Here is a 20,542-nt window from a genome sequence, read left to right as displayed (position 1 = left end):
CTTATCCTTTTACTGAACCGATCATAACACCCTTTACAAAATGTTTCTGTACAAAAGGATATAAAATAATCAGTGGAATACTACCAAATACAATAATAGCATATTTTAATACTTCAATGTTCGCTGCACGCATACTTTGTTCTGCCGTAGTTGCCATTTCCTCCAAAGCTGCTACCGAATTCATGATATTACGCAGGACTACCTGCAGTGTAAATTTATTCTCTGAAGACAAATAAATAAATGCATCAAAATAGGAATTCCAATGAGCAATGGCATAATAAAGTACCAATACTGCCAAAATAGATTTTGACAACGGTAATACCATATTAACCAGAACCCGGATATCATCGCATCCATCCAGTCTTGCAGATTCCAACATTTCTCCCGGAATGCTGTTCTGGAAATAGGTTCTTGCAATGATCATGTTATATACCGAAATTGCTCCCGGTAAGATCAATGCCCACATACTATCCAGCAGTCCGAGGTTTTTGACATTCAGATAAGTAGGAATCAACGGTGCTGTGAAGATCATAACGAAAATAAACAGAGCGCTGATCACCTTTCTTCCAATAAAATCCTTTACGGACAATGGATATGCCGCCATAATTGTCAATACAATATTTACGCATGTTCCCACTATAGTATATATAATGGAATTTTTATAACCGGTCAGAAGAGACCTGTTGGAAAATATCTCCTCATATGCATCAATATTCCATCCCTTCGGCCAGAAAGATACCTGTCCTCTTATGACAGCGCTTGGCGAAGACAAAGACGAAGCTACCACATTGAGAATTGGCATCGCTACCAACAGAAGACATATCATCAGGAGCACAGTATTTACTATATAAAATATACGATTACTTTTGCTCATAACTTTTCTTTTCATCTTATGTTCCTCCCTATATCAGACTGGTATCGGCAACCTTATCCGCTATTTTGTTTACAACCAGCAATAATATCAGAGATACCACTGACTGGAATATACCAATCGCTGTCGAATAGCTATACTGCATTCCGCTCAGACCGATACGATAAACATACGTTGAGATAATGTCTGAAGTTGCCATGTTTAAATCATTTTGCAAGAGCAGTACTTTTTCATATCCTATTGTCAAAATATGCCCACAGGACATGATCAACAGAATTACTGCTGTCGGCATGATACTGGGAATGTCAATATATCTGATTCTTTGCCAGATATTCGCACCGTCCACGGTTGCTGCCTCATGTAATTCCTGGTCTACCGCAGCAAGCGCAGAGATATAAATCACGGCATTGTAACCCGTTTTCTGCCATACATCAGAGAAAACATATAATGTTTTGAACAATTTAGGCTCTCCCATAAAATGAATGGCCTGTCCTCCCAGATTCTCGATCAGGTGATTCACCGGACCCGTCAGAGATAACATCTGTGACAGAATACCTACGATCAAAACGGTAGAAATAAAATAAGGCATATACGTTACCATCTGTACCGTCTTTCCGAACCATCGCACTCTGACATAGTTCAATGCAATCGCAAGAATGATCGGTGGAAAAACTCCCAATACAATACCGTACACAGACAAGCCCAATGTATTACCCATCAGTCTCCAGAACTGTGGTGACTGGAAAAACATCTTGAAATACTTAAGTCCTACAAACGGGCTGTGCCAGATACCTCCTTTGAAATTGTAATCCCGGAATGCGATCTGCGATCCAATAATAGGCATATATTTAAAAACGATCAGATAAACCAGAGGCAGTGCTACGATCAGATATAACTGCCAATGCCTTTTTATGCTTCGTATTGTATTTTTTGCATGCTGTTTTTTATGTTCCGGACGAATTGTTTTCTTAGGCTTCATTTTCTTCCTTCTTTCTATAAAAGGAGGGCTGCCTTAATGCAGTCCCCCTTGCAAATGTTTCAAAAGGCTTTCCCGATCTCCTATTTTGCAAAAGAAGATTCATCATATGCCTTCTGTAATAACTCCAAATATCTCTCCAGTCCTACATTATTCAGGGCACTGATATAGCCATCCCATTCTGCATCAATATCCTTTGCTCCGGTAATAAACTGCACCATATATTCTTTCTGAACATCCATAACATTGGTCTTAAGCAAAGACATTTCGCTGGAGTCTTCCTGGCTCATATATAAATCCGGCATTACCGACTCTCTGGACTGTCGCACCTTTTCATGTTCAAGAGACGCTCTGTAAATAACCACATTTCGACCATTGACCGGCTTAACATCCTCCGCATACGGATCCGGGTTCGTGGCTTCTGCAAGCAGGAAATCCGGTGTACGCACCAATGCCGTAACCTGATTCAAAGTTACATTGGCTGTGGAAGCATCCAGTTTCTTATAGAGTGCTTTTGTCACACCATCCATGCCTACTTCTGTCGTATCATCATCCAGCATGACATAATTCACACCTTCTTTTCCAAGAATAGCTCTGTATGTCTGCGTCTCAATATAATCCAGCAGACGGAATGCTGCTTCGGGATTACTGCAGCTGCTCGAAATAAATGTCATACCTGTCTGGAACATAACATAAGGATTCCAGGATGCCACGCATTGACCACTCGGTCCTGTCAAAGGTGCCAGTGACTGATACTGCTGCCATTTATCGGAATACGGTTCTGTCGTCAGATCACAGGCATATCCCGGTCTCTGGGCCAGAAATGCTCCGATGACACATTCATCCCCTGCTTCATTTATGTTTACCTGATTATTCTTATCCTGCGTAAAAGATTCTGGGTTTAATAATCCTTCACTATACAGCTGTTTTAAATATTTCAGGCCTTCTTTGTAGCCTTCCTGAACCGGCGCAAACGTCACTTTTCCGTTATCTAAATACAATTTATTTGTCTCAGAAGTCAGTTGGAACGGATTCATTAGAAATCCATCAATCTGTGTACCCGCTCCGGAAGTCACTGTTGACAAAGGAATTTCGTCATTGAGATCTCCATTGCCATTGGCATCCTGCTCCTTAAAAGCTTTCATGACCTGATAAAACTCTTCCGTAGTTGTCGGCATCTCTAATCCCAGATTATCCAGCCACTGCGTATTGATCCACAATTTCATATTGTATTGTACATGCAGGGATCCATCTACATTCGGTAAAGAATAAATATTACCGTTCGGAGTTGTTATATAGTCTCTCAGCCCCTCTATTTCATCCAGTGCCTGCTTATAACCTACTGAAACAGTGTCCAGATAATCGTTTAAAGGTAAAATCAGTCCCTGCTCTCCCAGCGCCTGTTCTGTTGCTTTGTCATAGCGGTTACTACTGCCTACACCAGTTAAAATAATATCCGGAAGATCTCCCGAAGCGAACATGGTGCTCAGCTTTTCCTGTACATTATCTGAAGCCGCACAGGTCTGCCACTCCAAATGGATTCCCGTTGTCTCTTCAAGTTCTTTTACCATTTCATTATCTTCCCAGCTGCCATCCGGATTTGCAGGTGCAAACACCGTCAGAGTCACGGGCTCATTTACAATGGGAAGTTGTCCCGGTTCATTAAACAATGAATTATCCCCTGTTTGTGTCTGACCTGCTTCTGCTCCTGATGATCCTGCTGCCTGTTGGGATGATCCGCACCCGGTAAACATTCCTGTCATAAGCATGCATGCTGTTAAAAGTGCTACAATTTTTTTCTTCTTCATTTTGTGCCCTCGCCTTCTTTTTTTGCTCAGCCCACAGCTTACCGATTTGATTTTTTGTATTTGTACTGTGGCTGCCTTACGCATTTCACAATACAGGCCGAGCACTGAAACAACAACTTGAAATTCCTGATGCAACGTACAAAATCTAAGAAAATGCGCCGTACACTTTCTTAGGTACCGCGCATTTTCTTAGATTTTTATTCTTTCCATGCCGAAGGTGCTATCCCGTAGGCACGTTTAAAGGCCCGTCGGAAGGTTGCGCTGCTTCCGTAACCCACCATCTGAGCAATGGTCTCCATATCCCATTTTCCTTCGGCAATTAATTTTTTTGCCTTTTCCAGTCTTAATTTTTCCAAATAGCTGCTAAAAGATTTTCCCATCGTCTCCTTGAAAAAGATAGAAAAATAGTTTTCTGATAGTCCAAACTCTTCTGCCACCATGGGGACGCCCAGAGATGGATTGCCATAATTTTTCTCCAGATATTCTTCCAGTTTCTGATAGTATATCTCGCTCTTTCTGCTCCTGCTGTGATAATTTTCTTCGCATAGACGCAGGAACTGTGTTTCCAATACTTCCAATGCTTTGGGAAACGACTGTTCCGTCTGTACTTTTTCCAGCAGCTGCTCCGTTTCCATACTTTCTGCCATATTATTACACATTCTTATCAAAGTAGAGGTGATTCCCGATATAACGACTTTCCCTCCATTAGCCGACAGATGTATTTTTCCCAGATTTTCTTCTCTTATTTTTATAAAAATTTCTTTTACCTGCTCTGAATTACCGTTTTTTGTAGCAACCTGTAATTTTTCTTCCATTTCCAGCGGATACCAAGGCATATTCCTTTTCCACAGCTCTCTGCTGTATTCCACTACATTCTGTTTTTCTATTTTTCCCTTATCAGAGCAATATAACGCCTGTTGATAAGAAAATACAATTTCTCGCTTTTCTGTATAACAGCTGCCGATTCCGACATAAACCTCCTCCGCTCCAAGCTGTTTCAGTTTCTCTGCTGTCTGCTCTCCTACAAGCAGAGGTTCCATAGGATTTTCCTCTGTACAATATTGCAGCAATGCTACATGGGTCGGATCTACCGGATACCATATCTGTTCTGTTTCCGTCTCCGCACATTTTTTTGCCGCTGACAACAGTTTTTCTCCCTCCTCACTGCCAAACACCAGTGCATAGTAATCCTTCTGCACTAACCGGATTCCGGCATGGGCAGCTTCCTCTATAATATTAAGTTCTGTGTCAAATTCTCCGTTCATTAGTAATGTCAGAAAATTTCTTCTCTCTTTCACGGTCTTTTCCTGTAGCATCGCATTCAAAGACTGATAATCATCCAACAGGGCATGAACTCCCTTCTCCAGATATTCATACTCTGAAATATTTTCCGTTTTATGAATTTCTCTGTCTTCCAGCATAAAAAATCCCTGCATATTGTCAATCAGGTTATGAATCGGTTTGCTGTACCTTAATGCAAAACAACACCCAAGGCCAATTTCCAGTACTGCCCCTGTGAAAAGAATCAACCATGCTGCTCTACGAATTCTTTGAAAATCCTGCATTACTACCGCCATCGGAAGAACGGCCGCAAAATGCATTCCATTTTCTTCCGATGTCTGATTTACCACCAGACAATCTGTTCCATTCCATTTTATTTGCCGGATATCTTCCCCTGTTGCTTCACTTAGAAACAGATCCGTGTTCTCCGGATCATCACCATCCGCATTGATTTTCCCCAGACTTGCAAGCAGTCTGTCCTCTGCATCATAAATCAGAATTCCTCCTTGTCGGCTCAACAGTTGTCCAAACATTTGCTCTAGATTTTCTTTTGAAAGCAAAAATTGTACTACAGCATTTGCTTCCGGCTCCTGTTGAATATAATTCCGCACAGGGTAGGAAAATGTCATTGCCTGAAATGTTCTCTCCCCTGTATCTATTTCTTCCAACGGAAACAGCTGCCACGTATTCGACTCGAAACTCTGTTTTCTCCAGGTCTCAAAATCCGTATTTTGATAAGTGCAATAATTGTCATAAAAAAACTTATCCCCAACTACCATCCCGCTTTTTCGAAATATCAATTCATTTTTCATAATCACACTGTAATTCTGATAGTGCTCTGAATCCGCAAAGGTCTGGCGAAGCATGTCATTGCATCTGATTAATGCTGCGATATTATTGTCCCCATCCTTCAATCCGTCCAGAAAATAGACCCACTTTAAATCACTGTCGTTTGATACAGAAAAAGCTCCTGCACACATAATATCCAGTTGCTTTTCAAATGCCATGCGGCCTTCCGTTAAGTCATTTTTCATAATTTCACTGTAATAGTTCTCTGTACTATTTTTCCAAAATGAAAGTAGCAAAAATACTGCTATAAACGGTGCAGCCAACAGCGCACCATAAGAAAGCAGCAATGTAGAGTATATTCTCTTCACATGAAAACGTTTTAATTTCTGTCGTGTCATTCGTATGGTTATGCTCCTCATTTTTCTCATGGTCCAAAAAATATCCGGACTTTCGAACATAAAATGTACTTATCTGCAAAAAAACAGCAAACACGTACATTATATTACGCATTTGCTGCATTGTCATCATGAATATATAATTTTCTCACTCTGGAACGCTCTGGTCAGTCCGAATACCAGCACTCCCGCCGCGCACAGATTTACGATCACCGTCACGATAATTTCTGCCGGCTGATAACTAAAGGAAAAAATGCCGTTCATACACTGCACACTGTTGTATACCGGGATCAGATACCGGTATAGCGGGATCTCCTTTCCCTGACTGAGCATGGGGCTCAATCCGATAAATGTCACCACAATGGTAAACGGAGACACTGTTGTAGCTGCCTCTTTCACACTTTTGGCAAAAGCGGAGACCAGTGCGATCATGGATACCAGCACCATTACCGTTGACAGAATGATCAGAAGCAGCATCGCATAATCCATAGGTACGTACACCGAGGAATCCACGCCGGTCAGTTCTCCGCCCATCATTTTCGGCAATGCCGCAAAAGTTCCGATAAAACTGGAACAGCCTGCCAGAAGCGCTATGATACTTAAGGAAAACACTTTTCCCAGAGCCAGGGAACTTCTCTTCATGGGTGTCACCAGTAATGTCGCTATGGTACCCCGCTCCTTTTCCCCAGCAATGGACTCCGGTGCCACAGACATACATCCACTGTACAAAAACATCATAAGCAACAACGGCATCATCATGGAAAACATCTGCCCCGTAGTATCTTTGCTGGTGGCACAGTCATAGTATACCGAATCTCCGGCATTGATATCCAGTTTATTAGCTAAGGAAGTCTCATACTGCTCCAGCACCTCCGATACCTCATTGTAAAAATGAGCGGATTCCGGTTCCGCGGAATTGTAATAAATTTCTACATTGGGCGCAGATTCCCCACTACTGACCTGGTAGTTTTCCACCACTGTATCAAAATCCGCCGGAAATACCACCAGACCATCCACCTGTTTCTCCTGGATCTCCTGCCGTATCTCCGTCAGCTGCTCTCTGTCCGCCTGCTGCCAGTCCACCCGCAGTTCCCGCATCTCTTCTCTTACGGAATCCGGCATGTCCACCACATAAGCCTTCGCCACATAAGTATCTTCCGGAAGCATGGTCTTCATCATGACACTGCCCAAAAAGCTGTACACCACATAAATCATAATTCCGGGAAGCAGCAGTGTGGTGATCACCAGTCTTCTGTCTCCGAAAAATCTGGCCAGCTCTTTTTTCATTACTGTGATCGTATTATTTGTCATGGTCCGTTTCCTCCCCACTTACCGCTTCATAGATCTCAAAAAAACGATCCTCCAGACTCTTCTCTCCACAGAGTGTCTGCAGATTTTCACAAACCGTCATCTGCCCATTAATAATAATCCCCACACGGTCACAGATCTTCTCCACCAGACTAAAGATATGGGTGGATACAATGATGGTCTTCCCCTGCTCCCTCAGATCCAGCAGGAAATCCGTCACCACCTTCGCTGTGAGAATATCCAGCCCATTGGTGGGCTCATCGAAAATTATGATCTCCGGATCCTGCACCAGTGAGATCACCAGGGATACCTTCTGCTTCATTCCCGTGGACAAATCCCTGACGCGCACCTGTGCAAACTCCTGAATGCCGAACCGTGCAAACAGCATGCGTTTTCTGGCGTCCCGTCTGTCTGTCGGAATACCGTACAATTCAGAGAAAAAGTCATACAGATAATCCGGGGTAAAAAAATCCTCCAGCTTCAGTTCACTGGTAAGGAAGCCGATCTTGCGCCGTACCTCCTCCGGCTGTGTCACTACGCTGCTGCCGGATAACACCGCATCCCCGCTGTCCGGCCGGATCAGCGTTGCCAGCATCCGAAGCGTTGTGGTCTTACCGGCACCGTTAGGTCCCAAAAGTCCGAACACTTCCCCCCTTTTTACGCAAAAGCTCACTTGATCCACCGCTGTTTTGGTCTTCGATGCACTGTGCTCCATTTTTCGTTGTTTTGCAGACAGATGAAATGTCTTGCTGATCTCCTGTACACGGATCAACTCTTCGCTGTCCCCTGTCTCCCATTTTTTCTCTTCCATATACGCCATATCCTCCATGTCACTGTCTTCCCCGTCTTCCACTTTACTATTTACAGAGCATCCTGCGGTTCGTCAGATTGCAGGAATTCCCGCAATTCCCATTGCCACACATACCAGCCACAAGAGCAGCAGATGCGCAGGATAGAATAAGTAAAAGAAATATTTATTCTGCCGCCCTCTCGTTCCGTTGTAGAACCAGATCAGAATAAAGGAAAGTGCTGCAAACATCTCCAGGCTGTCCATCAATAAAAAAATGATGACACCGGCCCACATCTGTGCTTTCTTTCGGTTACGGAACAGATAAAGTACAGTGATTGCCAAAATCCCCTTAAAATCATAATCCGTCTTAAGAACCAAGCCCAGTACACATCCTGTCAGAATAATAACGGCATTCAGTCCCACGCGCAGAATCGTTTTTCCAACCGTTGTACCCACAAAATGCTGTTCCACCAGATGAAGTCCCGCGATCACCAGCAGCCCCAATAACAATGTAAAAAATACATTTTGATATGCCGGATACCATGCCTTGCCGCTGAATGCCAGATCAAAGGGTACCTCTGAAATCAGTGCAAATAAAAACATCCTGCCCAGATACTTTTTCACATTGTGGGTCTTTTGAAATCCCTCTACCAGTAAAAAACAGTAAATGGGGAACGCAAATCTGCCGATGATACGCATTGCCATGTAGATGCCGTACATTCGGCCGTTCTGCCCCATCCAGGCAGTATAGGCCTCCTGATTCGCCATAGCTTCATACAGCCCGTTCCGGATCAACAGCCTTGTCACAATCACAGCCCCGATGTGATCGATCAACATAGTCACTACCGCGATATTTTTCAGCACTGCACTGCTGATTCCACGTTTTTCCTGTATTTTCCCTTCCGATATTACTTCTGTCTGCATCCTTATATTCCATCCTCGGTTTTTGTATTATTTAATTAGTACAATAATGTATTTGTTCTGCTTTGTCAAGCAACCCATTTGTCAGACTCCTACAAAAATGTCCCCTGCTGACGCAGAGGACACACTTATTAACAATCTTTTTTCATCCTACCTTATATCCGGTTCCCCATACCACCTTCAGGTATCTGGGCTCCTTGGGATTGCTCTCGATCTTCTCACGGATGTGGCGGATATGCACCGCAATAGTATTATCCGCTCCGATAGCCTGCATATGCCAGATGGATTCGTAGATCTGGCTGATGGACAGTACCTTGCCGCGCTCCTGCACTAGGAGCCTTAAAATCTTATACTCGATGGGAGTCATCTTCACTTCCCGTCCCTCTACCGTCACTGTGCGGTTCCTGTCGTTGATCTCCAGTCCATCCACGCGGTAAATACTATCAATACTTTCGCACAGATTGACCAGCTGTGTATATCTGCGAAGCTGGGATTTCACTCTGGCTAACAGCTCCAGCGGATTATATCCCACTGTCACATAATCATCTGCCCCGGCATTCAGTGCCATGATCTTGGCAGTCTCCGCATCCTGTGCGGAAATGATGATAATGGGGATCGTGGTCATATTCCGGATATCATGAATCATCTCAATCCCCTCTCCCCAACCTTTGCCATCCAGTTCCACATCCAGCAGCAGAAGCTGGATCTCCTGTGCACGCAGTAATTCTTGTAACTGTGCTCTCCCCGTCACTGCCACCATTTTTAAGCCTTCTCCTGCGAGAAGGGAACTCATTGTCTCTATCACACCCGTATTATTATTGTATACTGCAACCCTTTTTTCCATGCTCCACACCTTACACCTTTCGTATCGGAAAAGACCCCTCCGCCTTATCTACGTTTATCGTATCCTGTCAATGCATATTTTCTGCAACATAATTATTAAAATTCTATAAACATTTCGTTTTGCTCTTATCCATTCATAAAAGCGTCTGCTTCGCAGCCGACGCCGCTACCGCGGCTCATCTTTTATTTCATGAATAAGACGCTTCGCTCATGGAATCGTAAATACACTGCTTTGCGTGCAAGCACTCACGCAGCTTATTTACGATTTCATGGCAAAACGAAACCCTACAACTACATAGACGCAATTGTAGGGCAAAAAGTTGCAGTATTTTTATTTTTCAGGTGTAAAAAACTTCTTCCAGTACCAGTCCTTTGGCCGGTACCAGCGCTCCCGCTTTCGCTCTGTCTCCAGACTCCAGTACATCCGTCACACTCTCCGGTGTCCGGATTCCCTTTCCGACCTCGAGGAGGGTTCCCATGAGAATACGGATCATATGATGCAAAAATCCGTTACCCGTAAATACAAATTCTATCCGGTCTTCAATCTGTTCGATCCGGATTTCATCGATTCTGCGGATCGTGGATTTCTTACTCTTTTTGGCAGAAGTAAATGCCTTGAAATCATGTTCCCCCAGCAAAAGTTCCGCTGCTTCCCGCATGGCATCCAGATTCAGGTTTTCCGGTTCTTCCAGTGCATAGCGCCGCCAGAATACATTGGGAACCTGACTGTTGATGATGCGGTAGCGGTATCTTTTCCCTGTGGCATTCAGCCTGCTGTGAAATCTCGGTGCCGCCTCCGACACCTCCACCACCGCAATGTCCTCTGGCAGATACCGGTTACAATAGGCCATGATCTCTTCTGTACTCATGTCAGATTCCGTATGGAAATTCGCCACCTGTCCCAACGCATGCACTCCTGCATCCGTTCTGCCGCTGGCTGCGATCTCCACAGGCTCCCCGCACATTTTCGTCAAAAGAACTTCCATTTTTCCCTGAATCGTATTGTCTGTGGATGTCTGTTTCTGCCATCCCTGATATCTGGTTCCTTCATATTGCAGTCGTAGTCTGATATTTCTCATGATTTCTTTTCTTTCTGTTTTTTCGCAGAAGCTTCTTTTTGAGCTTCTTTTCGAGCTTCCTTTTGGGCTTCTTTTTGAGCCTCTTCCTCTGCTGCCTGTCTGGCCAGTTCCTCGCTCAGCCTCCGGTCTCTCTCCTGCATCTGCCGCACTTCATCCATATCCTCCGACTTCAGTCTACGGAAATGATTGATCCCGGCTGTCAGAATCTTCACGCTGTCCTTAGTCGTCTGTAAAGCGCCCTCCTGATACATGGTCAGAGCGATCAGACCAATGGGCACTGCCACGATCATTCCTACGACACCGCCCAGCTTATATCCTATGTACAGGAGGAACAGGGTCGGCAGAGGCGGCATTCCCACGGAATCTCCCACGATCTTCGGCTGGATCAGCTGACGCGCCAGCTGTCCGATGCCCCAGATGATCAGCAGTCCTATGGCCATTTTATAATCAGAACTTAAGATTTTGATAATTGCCCAGGGGACCATAACAGTTCCGGTTCCAAAAAAAGGCAGGAAATCCAGAAATGCGATTCCCAGTGCGATCAACAACGCATAATCTACCTGCAGAATAGCAAATCCGATGACTAATAACAGATACATCCACACTTCGATCTTAAGCTGTGCCTTAAGATATCCGCCTACTGCTTTGACCAGTCCGCGCTTCAGCATATAATACCAGGACAGTACTTCCGCCGGTGTATGATTACGGAACCATGTTGCTAGCTGGTCTCTCTCCGCTACGAAGAAATAGGAAGAAAGCAGTGCCATGATCAGTCCGATCAGGATCGAAGGAACCTGCTTGGCAAAATTGCCCACGGCATTGATCGTAGGGGTGCCGATCTTCCCCAGCAGATCTCCCACATAGCTTCCGATCTGATTGATGACATCCATGATGCTCTGCTGTACATCCACGGGAAAACGGTTATAGATAACGCTCAGGTTCTGCCCGATATCGGCAAAATCATTCTCCGCACTGTCCCAGATATCCGGCAGTGCACCGATCAATCCCATGATCTCATCGGTTAACTTCGCCCCTACCAGATAGAGGATCAATATCACCAGTGCGATGACCGCCACAATGACAAATGCACTTCCCGCTTTTCGCTTGATCTTTACCTTTTCCTCAAAAAAACGCACCAGGGGACTGGCGATCAACGCTATGATCCAGCCTGCTACAAACGGTGCAAAGAATACTAACAGCTTCGGCACCAGGAAAACGATCAACAGCAATATAATAAATGCCACACCCAGATTCACTAAGGCTTTACAATATTTCTTCATATACTCTCACTCTCTCACGCATTATGTCTCTACACTCATTCACCATTCCTACGGTCTATTCCTGTGCAGGATCCTCTGCAGCCAAGATACCGTCCAGGATCTCGTAGATTTCTTCCCTTCCCTGTTTCGTCTGTGCGGAATAAGGTACGATCTGTGTATCCGCTCCGGCCTGCAAGGTGGTGCGGATCAGCTTCACCTGCTTCTGTATCTGACTGCGGTTGATCTTGTCCAGCTTGGTGGCAATGATGATGGGATCGTAGCCATTGCGACGGATCCAGTCATACATGATCCGGTCGTTCTCTGAGGGAGCATGCCGGATATCGATCAGCAGAAATACCAGCTTCAGCTGTTTGGATTTATGCAGATAATCTTCGATCATCTTACCCCACTGGGCTTTCACATGCTCATTGGCCTGTGCATAGCCGTAGCCAGGCAGATCTACAAAGTAGATTTCATCGTTAATGTTGTAATAATTGATGGTCTGTGTCTTGCCCGGCTGGGAACTGGTCCTGGCCAGAGACTTACGGTTCATCAATCCGTTGATCAGAGAGGATTTGCCGACATTACTTTTCCCGGCGAATGCCACTTCGGGATGTATATTTTCCGGAAGCTTGCTGGTAATACCACAGACCGTTTCCAGACTTACATTCTTTATGATCATAAAAACTCCATTCCTGCGCTGCTTTTGCGCATCTTAGGTTTGTACTTTTTTGCACAAAACGCTGCCCTGTGTGACCACAAGGCAGCGCCCGGATTATTTTGCCTTTTTCAGAGATTCATCATGTATGGTGAGGGGCTCGCTCTCTCCATCCACTGCCGCCTTGGTGACAACACATTCTTCGATGGTGTCATCCGAAGGAATTTCATACATGGTATCCATCATTACGGATTCCATAATGGAGCGTAAGCCTCTGGCTCCGGTCTTGCGTTCCAGTGCCTTGTCAGCAATAGCCTCGATGGCATCCTGCTCAAAACTCAATTCTACGTTATCCATCTGGAACAGCTTCTGGTACTGTTTTACCAGAGCGTTCTTCGGCTCTTGAAGAATACGGATCAGTGCTTCTCTGTCCAGTCCTCTTAAGGAGACACAGATAGGCACACGTCCTACGAACTCGGGGATCAGACCGAACTTCACCAGATCATGAGGAGTTACTTCCTGCAGCAGTTCGCTGATATCCTTATCCTCTCTTCTGCCCAGCTCCGTATTGAAACCGATGGCCTTACGATCCAGTCTGGACTCTACGATCTTCTCCAGTCCATCGAAAGCACCGCCGCAGATAAACAGAATGTTGGTGGTATCGATCTGAATCAGCTCCTGATGAGGATGCTTTCTGCCTCCCTGGGGAGGTACGCTTGCCACAGTACCCTCGATGATTTTTAACAGAGCCTGCTGTACACCTTCTCCGGATACATCACGGGTAATGGATACATTCTCGCTCTTTTTCGTGATCTTATCGATCTCGTCAATATATACGATACCGTACTGTGCACGCTCTACATCATAATCTGCCGCCTGGATCAGCTTTAACAGGATGTTCTCCACATCCTCACCTACATAACCCGCTTCGGTCAGTGTGGTGGCATCCGCTATGGCAAACGGTACATTGATGATCTTGGCCAGTGTCTGGGCCAGGTAAGTCTTACCGGAACCGGTAGGGCCTACCATGATAATATTACTCTTTTGCAGCTCCACATCATTCAGATCCTTGGGAGCCGTTACTCTTTTGTAATGATTGTACACCGCAACGGAGAGGACTTTTTTGGCCTCCTCCTGTCCGATGACGTATTCATCCAGGAAGTTCTTGATCTCCTTGGGTTTCAGAAGGTTAATGTCGGGACTCGCAGTCTCTTCCACTTCTTCATCTTCCAGTTCTTCCTCCAGGATGTCTGCGCAGATGTCTACGCACTCATCACAGATATATACCCCGGCAGGTCCCGCGATCAGCTTGCGGACCTGACTCTGGGTCTTGTTACAAAATGAACATCTGATGTCATTTCCGGAATTTTTTCCTGCCATTATTATACTCCTGTTATTTTATCTCCTTCCGAAGACGCCGCTTTTGCGTCGTAGGAAACGCGAGCCAAATTTCAGATTTGGCTCTGCGATAAAAGCTACTTTGTGCCGTATGCGGCACAAATAGCTGTGTAAAAAATATGCTATCAAGCATATTTTTTACACTATGCCTCGTGGAAGGTGATCACCTTATCGATCAGACCATACTCACAAGCTTCCTCAGCGCTTTTCCAGTTATCTCTCTCGGTGTCTGCGCAGATGGTCTCATAATCCTTGCCGGTGTTCTCAGCCAGCATACGGTTCAACTTCTCCTTGGTACGAAGAATATGCTTTGCTGCGATCTCAATCTCGGTAGCCTGACCCTGTGTTCCACCCAGTGGCTGATGAATCATAATTTCTGCATTGGGCAGTGCAAAACGCTTGCCCTTGGCACCGCCTGCTAAAAGGAAAGCTCCCATGCTGGCTGCCATACCAATACATACGGTGGACACATCGCACTTGATATATTTCATGGTATCATAAATTGCCATACCTGCAGTAACGCTTCCGCCCGGGCTGTTGATATACAAATGGATATCCTTATCCGGATCCTCTGCTTCCAGGAACAGCAGCTGTGCTACAATGATGCTGGCAGAAGTCTCATTGACTTCCTCTCCCAGAAAAATGATTCTGTCCTTCAACAGTCTGGAATAAATATCATAAGACCGCTCACCTTTGCTGGTCTGTTCAATGACGTAAGGTACTAAACTCATATTCTAAAACCTCCATTGCTTCTGATTAATATTACTATCGTATCCTACTTATCAGGCTTTTTCAACGAGATTCCGAAGATTTAATAAAAATTTAAAAGAAAGCGTATCCCCACCTCCCTGCGGATGTGGGAATCCGCTTTCTCTTTCTATCGTATCTTAAAGCATATATTATGCTTCTTCGGGCTTCTCTTCTGCTGCCTTTTCCTTCTTGGTGGTCTTCTTGGCTGCAGCCTTTGCTTCCTTAGCGTTGTCTACGATGAAATCAGCTGCCTTTCTTACGCAGATATCTTCCTTCACCTGCTTAGCGCCCTGCTCACCCAGAAGCTCTTTTACCTTGTCAGCTTCCATCTGGTAAGCTTCTGCCATGCTCTTAACTTCAGCTTCGAAGTCTTCCTCGGTAGCTTCCATCTTCTCAGCAGCTGCTACAGCTTCCAGAACCAGACGGGACTGGATTCTCTTCAGTGCTTCGGGCTTCAGCTGCTCCATCATGGTCTGAGCGGTCAGACCGGTGAACTGCATGTACTGCTCCAGAGTGATTCCCTGTGCCTGGATTCTCTGTGCAAAGTTCTCTAACAGCTGTCTCTGCTGGGTCTCTAACATAGCATCGGGGATCTCCATCTGAGCGTCTGCGATCACTGCATCCAGAACTGCCTCTTCCTTGGCAATCTTAGCTTCCTCTTCCTTCTTGGAAGTCAGCTTCTTCTGTACATCTTCTCTATACTCAGCCATAGTATCGAAATCGGATACCTCGCTTGCGAACTCGTCATCCAGATCAGGAAGCTGCTTCTCCTTGATCTCCTTAACGGTGCACTTGAATACTGCAGGCTTGCCTGCCAGCTCGGTTGCATGATAATCCTCAGGGAAGGTTACGTTTACTTCGGTCTCCTTGTTCAGTTCAGCACCAACCAGTGCCTCTTCAAAACCGGGAATGAAGGAACCGGAACCGATGGTCAGGGGATAGTTCTCACCCTTGCCGCCCTCAAATGCAACACCGTCTACAAAACCTTCGAAATCGATAACGGTCATATCGCCGTCCTTAACAGCACGGTCTTCCACGCTGATGGTTCTGGCATTGCTCTCACGCTCTCTATTGATCTCAGCATCGATATCCTCATCGCTTACCTTAACGTCGATCTTGTCAACCTTCACACCCTTGTATTTGCCAAGAGTAACTTCAGGCTTCAGAGCAACCTCTGCGGTAAAGATGAAAGGCTTGCCGGCCTCTAACTGGGTCACATCGATCTTCGGAGAAGATACGATCTGCTCCTCACACTCTTCCAGAGCCTTATCGTAAGCATCGGGAATCAGTGCGTTTGCTGCATCCTCATAGAATACGGACTTGCCGTACATCTGCTCGATCATCTTACGGGGAGCTTTGCCCTTACGGAAACCGGGAATGCTGATCTTGTTCTTATTCTTCTGGTAAGCACCTTCGATTGCCTTCTCCAGTTCTTCAGCAGATACTTCGATGGTCAGCTTGGCCATGTTTTTCTCTAACTTTTCAACCTGTAAACTCATTATAACATTTCCTCCTTTATACCCTTGCGGGTCTGTATCCAGTCGCAGTCATTTTGCAATTATAGCATAAGTTGGAGGAATTGACAACCTTTTTATTTTGGGGCTTTTTGCGCGTCCGGGGCATACAGACACTTCGTGCTGACTCCGGGGATCATTCCCAGCTTCCCCGACAAGGCACTGACTTTTTCCTGGGGGGCATCCATGACCACACTGATGATGTTCATCTGCTTTTCATGATAAGGTATCCCCATTCTGCCGATGATATATTCCCCATATTCGTGTAAAAGTCCGTTGATCCTTATCGCCGCCTCCGGATCCTCCACAATAATGCCGATCAGGGTCACTCTTGTATTTTCCGTACCTTTTTCCATATCGGTCTTCCTCCTGTGGTTTCTATATCTGCATCTGCGTCATTTCCGAAAATTCTTCTCCGGTTCTGATATGAGTAGCTATCATCACGATCCGGCCTCTCGTCTTCCTCCGGATATAATCTTCGGCCTTTTTGCGGTTTTCTTCATCCAGTCCGGTAAAAGGCTCATCCAGCAGAACACACTGCGCTCCCGCCTCCATGGCCCGTACCAGAGACACTCTCCGTTTCATGCCTCCCGATAGTTCGTGGCAGGGCTGATCCAACGCTTCTTCCGGCAACAACTGCGTCAATGCCGTTCTCGCCTGTGAAGCATCTCCCAGGATCATTTCCAGATTTTTCACGGCACTACAGTCTTCACACAAACGATCCTCCTGGAATTGCATGGCAAAAGCATCCATTTCCGACACTTCTCCCTCCTCCGGCCGCTCCAGTCCGCACAGACACCGGAAAAAAGTGGTCTTGCCACTGCCGGAAGGGTTATCCAGTACATACGGTTCCCCGCTGTGAAATTCGTGATCCACATGTCGGAAGATCCATTGATTGTGAAAACTTTTTCCAAGATTCCTTACACACAGGGTGCGCTGTTCTCTGCCAGCGATTTTCTGTGGCATGGAGGGATCCTTACAGGCAGGCTCCCACCGGAAAAAGGCTTCAATCCCGTAGAATATTATTTTTTCAAAAAATACACTGAGTACTACGATCACCGCTGTCCAGGCAAACAGATCCGCCGTATCCAGATAAATCTTCGCCAGATACAGTGCTCCACCGATGGAATGACTGGGAGTGCCAATCACTTCCGCCGCCACTCCGGACTTCCAGCACATTCCCAGAGATAGCTGAAACGCGCTGAGCAAAAAAGGCTTTAACGCCGGACGGTAAATGTAGAAGAACTGAGTACCAAGGGGAAGGCGGAATACCTCCGCCATCTCTAACAGCCCTCTGTCCGCGCTCTTTAGTCCTTCCAGCGTATTCAGGTAAATATTCGGAAATACTACCAGAAAACAGATAGCCACCGCCAGCATGGAAGAACCCCACCAGATCAGCAAAAGCACTGCAAATACCGCTACCGGTACTGCCTTGCAGAATACCATGAAAGGACGCAGGACTTCTTCCGCCAGCGGATAACGGTAGCTGATGGCCGCCAGAAGAAGTGCCAATACCGCCCCCAGCAAAAAGCCGAAGGCGATCCGCCACAGCGAATCAAAGGCACTCCGCCAGAACTCCACCTGCCCGGCCAGAGTAAGCAGTGCCCGCAATGCCTGCAAAGGTGTCACCACCAGCAGGAAATTGTCCACACACATTGCCAGAATCTGCCATACTCCCAGCCAGAACAACAGTATTATAAATTTTTTAACGTATATTTTACCCTTATTCTGCATCATAATAGAAATCGGATTCCGGAAGTCCGCCACCTATGGACAGGGAATCCTGGTGGAACAGTACGTCAAGGTATCCGGAAAGTGCCTGCTTCATTTCAGCTTTGTCAATATAGGTAATGTTGCAGTTCGGAATTGCTTTCTGAGCAATGGGCTCTTTGGCTACGATCTGGGCTTCCACTGCCAGTGCAGCACCGGTGGCAGGGTCTGCATTGATGTCTTCCGCACTTGCCTTATGATCTTCCATAAAGGATTTCACTGCTTCTTCGTTCTCCTCGAGGAATTCCTTGCGAACCACCGTTACACCGGTGACCATGCTGCTGCCGTCCTCTCCCTGTACCTTATTCCACTCTTCGTTTAAATCGAAGATCACCTTCAGTGCATCATTCTGCATGCAGGCTGCGGTAACAAACGGCTGGGGCAACAGGCCGATGGCTGTGGGATCTTCTGCCAGTACAGATGCCACCTCTGTTGCTTCGGATTTATACTCCAGTATCACGTCATCCGCAGACATACCATTTGCTGTCAGCAGGTACTGCAATACATAGTCCGGTGTGGTTCCTTTTCCAGTCAGATAAATGGTCTTACCCTTTAGATCGGTAAAGTTTGTCAGACCGTCTTCTCCGGATACCATATAAAGTACACCCAGAGTATTGATATCAATGACTTCCACACCGCCCTGTGTCTTATGATAGAGAACGCTTGCCACATTGGCGGGTACCAGTGCAATGTCCAGATCTCCCTTTACCATCAGCGGCAGGATCTCATCTGCACCAGTAGCCATCTGGAATTCATAGGTATTGGCAGTCTCACCCTTGTCTGCTTTATTCATTAAAAATAAAAGTCCTAATGAGGTCGGTCCCTTTAAGGATGCCACACGTACCAGCGTGCCATCCGCGGTCTCCGTATTTTCTGCTGTGGCTTCTGTGCCTTCTGCAACGGTTTCCGTACTCTCCACCGTTTCAGTGGGCTGTACGCTCTCCTCTGCCAGATCTTCCGACACTGTTTCCACACTCTGTGCCTGTCCGCATCCGGCAAGACCGCTGCACAACAGTCCAAGAGTCAATGCAAGTGCCAGAGTTTTTGTGATTTTTGTTTTCTTTTTCATTGTTTTTTCGCCTTTCTGTCATAAAATGATGTCGGGGTCAAAAGCCCCCGACTTTGATGCCTACGGATTGTTCCGTGCTACGCACTCCCACGTCTCCGCTCCGCTTCGGTCCGTGCTAGACATGTGCCACTGGCACATAGCACCCTACCCAATATTCGCATATCGTGGGATTATCATCCCACTTTTATGCTCATATCGGGGCGGGTCCTAAGGTCTTTCACCCACCTATGAGCAAGCTCATGTGGGCTTAGACCTTTTGACCCTGGCATCATAAAATAGTTACAATGTAACTATTCAGCCCACCCCAGCATTCGCAAAACCGCACGATAAATCGTGCTTTCTCGCTGCAAGGCAGCTAATTTTGCTCATGTACGGGGCAGTGACTCTATTCAAGTCACCTTGCGAATAAGAAAACTGCTACTTGCATGCAAGCATGAAGTATCAGCCTTCTTATTCGAAGGGGTTCTGAATAGTTACATTTTGACAACAAAAAAACACCTTCTCTTCTCAGCTTCCGCAGTTACGACGTAGCTTCAAAGGTCAGTCACTTCTGTGGGATTCCGGTCAGTGGATCGTTGGTCACGCTTTCCGGTCTCCGTATCCTTCGTTGCTGTTTGAGTGTAACATAAAAATGAAAAACTTACCAGCATGAAAAAAAAGCCGATGCTCATACTAATACCAAGATAAGTGATCACAAAAAGCGCTTATCTGAAACAAGAAAACCCAAATCCAAACGGAGGTGAACGAAATGGCAAGTAAAACCAATAGAGTAGAAGTTCCCGAAGCAAAGGCTGCAATGGACCGTTTCAAGACTGAGGTAGCATCTGAGCTGGGTGTTAACCTGAAAGAGGGTTACAACGGCGACCTTACTTCTAAGGAAGCAGGAAGCATCGGCGGTGAGATGGTCCGTCGTATGATCAAGAAGCAGGAAGAGCAGATGAAATAAGCTCTGCCGGAATCGACAGAACCCAAAAGAAGCTGTACAGAGATATTCTCTGTACAGCTTCTTACTGTGTCAGTATCTTTGGTGAATCACGCGCTTCTCCGTGCTTCGCACTCTCGA

General features: G+C 45.9%; 18 protein-coding genes and 1 pseudogene. 2 read left to right on the top strand and 17 right to left on the bottom strand.

Translation table 11 applies throughout. The annotated features are described in order from the left end of the window. Position 1 precedes the first annotated feature (1 nt). The 17 genes from OCV96_RS11270 to OCV96_RS11190 form a co-directional block, all read right to left on the bottom strand. Positions 2-889: a carbohydrate ABC transporter permease gene (locus OCV96_RS11270; RefSeq protein WP_117465786.1), complete on the bottom strand. Its 888-nt coding sequence runs from the start codon at positions 887-889 to the stop codon at positions 2-4. 13 nt (positions 890-902) lie between these two features. Beyond that, on the bottom strand, positions 903-1,850 hold the full coding sequence (locus OCV96_RS11265; RefSeq protein ID WP_119623899.1) for an ABC transporter permease: 948 nt from the start codon (positions 1,848-1,850) through the stop codon (positions 903-905). An 80-nt stretch (positions 1,851-1,930) separates the two neighbouring features. Then, positions 1,931-3,655, bottom strand: coding sequence for an extracellular solute-binding protein (locus OCV96_RS11260; protein ID WP_227733724.1), 1,725 nt, complete (start codon positions 3,653-3,655; stop codon positions 1,931-1,933). A 197-nt stretch (positions 3,656-3,852) separates the two neighbouring features. Further along, complete coding sequence (locus OCV96_RS11255; protein ID WP_262594547.1) at positions 3,853-6,123, bottom strand: helix-turn-helix domain-containing protein; 2,271 nt, start codon at positions 6,121-6,123, stop codon at positions 3,853-3,855. A 126-nt stretch (positions 6,124-6,249) separates the two neighbouring features. Continuing rightward, positions 6,250-7,431, bottom strand: coding sequence for an ABC transporter permease (locus tag OCV96_RS11250; protein ID WP_227061749.1), 1,182 nt, complete (start codon positions 7,429-7,431; stop codon positions 6,250-6,252). Next, positions 7,421-8,239, bottom strand: coding sequence for an ABC transporter ATP-binding protein (locus tag OCV96_RS11245; RefSeq protein WP_227061747.1), 819 nt, complete (start codon positions 8,237-8,239; stop codon positions 7,421-7,423). The genes OCV96_RS11250 and OCV96_RS11245 overlap by 11 nt, the downstream gene beginning before the upstream one ends. Positions 8,240-8,311: 72 nt before the next feature. After that, the gene (locus tag OCV96_RS11240) at positions 8,312-9,142 is read right to left on the bottom strand and encodes a TraX family protein (RefSeq protein ID WP_227061745.1); all 831 of its coding nucleotides are present in this window, start codon (positions 9,140-9,142) and stop codon (positions 8,312-8,314) included. Positions 9,143-9,284: 142 nt separating this feature from the next. Further along, positions 9,285-9,983 carry a response regulator transcription factor gene (locus tag OCV96_RS11235; protein ID WP_262594544.1) on the bottom strand — a complete coding sequence of 233 codons (699 nt, stop codon included), beginning with the start codon at positions 9,981-9,983 and terminating at the stop codon, positions 9,285-9,287. A gap of 337 nt (positions 9,984-10,320) precedes the next feature. Continuing rightward, positions 10,321-11,061, bottom strand: a complete 741-nt coding sequence (truA, locus tag OCV96_RS11230) for a tRNA pseudouridine(38-40) synthase TruA (protein ID WP_262594543.1) — start codon at positions 11,059-11,061, stop codon at positions 10,321-10,323. Continuing rightward, complete coding sequence (ytvI, locus tag OCV96_RS11225) at positions 11,058-12,341, bottom strand: sporulation integral membrane protein YtvI (RefSeq protein WP_227733728.1); 1,284 nt, start codon at positions 12,339-12,341, stop codon at positions 11,058-11,060. Before ytvI ends, truA begins: the two co-directional genes overlap by 4 nt. A 55-nt stretch (positions 12,342-12,396) precedes the next feature. Then, on the bottom strand, positions 12,397-13,002 hold the full coding sequence (gene yihA / locus OCV96_RS11220) for a ribosome biogenesis GTP-binding protein YihA/YsxC (RefSeq protein ID WP_118730941.1): 606 nt from the start codon (positions 13,000-13,002) through the stop codon (positions 12,397-12,399). Positions 13,003-13,095: 93 nt separating this feature from the next. Further along, positions 13,096-14,358, bottom strand: coding sequence for an ATP-dependent Clp protease ATP-binding subunit ClpX (gene clpX, locus OCV96_RS11215; RefSeq protein WP_022312584.1), 1,263 nt, complete (start codon positions 14,356-14,358; stop codon positions 13,096-13,098). Positions 14,359-14,519: 161 nt separating this feature from the next. Further along, positions 14,520-15,107: an ATP-dependent Clp endopeptidase proteolytic subunit ClpP gene (gene clpP / locus OCV96_RS11210; protein ID WP_022154669.1), complete on the bottom strand. Its 588-nt coding sequence runs from the start codon at positions 15,105-15,107 to the stop codon at positions 14,520-14,522. 168 nt (positions 15,108-15,275) lie between these two features. Then, positions 15,276-16,625, bottom strand: coding sequence for a trigger factor (gene tig / locus OCV96_RS11205; RefSeq protein ID WP_117568915.1), 1,350 nt, complete (start codon positions 16,623-16,625; stop codon positions 15,276-15,278). 92 nt (positions 16,626-16,717) lie between these two features. Beyond that, positions 16,718-16,996 carry a TM1266 family iron-only hydrogenase system putative regulator gene (locus OCV96_RS11200; RefSeq protein ID WP_022312586.1) on the bottom strand — a complete coding sequence of 93 codons (279 nt, stop codon included), beginning with the start codon at positions 16,994-16,996 and terminating at the stop codon, positions 16,718-16,720. 22 nt (positions 16,997-17,018) lie between these two features. Beyond that, positions 17,019-18,377 (bottom strand): ATP-binding cassette domain-containing protein, encoded by a 1,359-nt coding sequence (locus OCV96_RS11195; RefSeq protein ID WP_262594541.1) that lies wholly within the window; start codon positions 18,375-18,377, stop codon positions 17,019-17,021. Beyond that, complete coding sequence (locus OCV96_RS11190) at positions 18,364-19,479, bottom strand: ABC transporter substrate-binding protein (protein ID WP_262594540.1); 1,116 nt, start codon at positions 19,477-19,479, stop codon at positions 18,364-18,366. Before OCV96_RS11190 ends, OCV96_RS11195 begins: the two co-directional genes overlap by 14 nt. 25 nt (positions 19,480-19,504) lie before the next feature. Between OCV96_RS11190 and OCV96_RS19630 the strand changes: the two are divergent. Beyond that, positions 19,505-19,730 (top strand): annotated as a pseudogene (locus tag OCV96_RS19630) (hypothetical protein). 497 nt (positions 19,731-20,227) lie between these two features. Then, positions 20,228-20,425, top strand: coding sequence for an alpha/beta-type small acid-soluble spore protein (locus OCV96_RS11180; RefSeq protein WP_117465775.1), 198 nt, complete (start codon positions 20,228-20,230; stop codon positions 20,423-20,425). Positions 20,426-20,542 lie beyond the last annotated feature (117 nt).

It is taken from the genome of Waltera acetigignens, from assembly GCF_025567015.1.
In the GTDB taxonomy this organism is placed as follows: Bacteria; Bacillota; Clostridia; order Lachnospirales; family Lachnospiraceae; genus Acetatifactor; species Acetatifactor acetigignens.
Note: the sequence above shows the minus strand (reverse complement) of the source record. Positions and strands in the feature narration are given on the sequence as shown.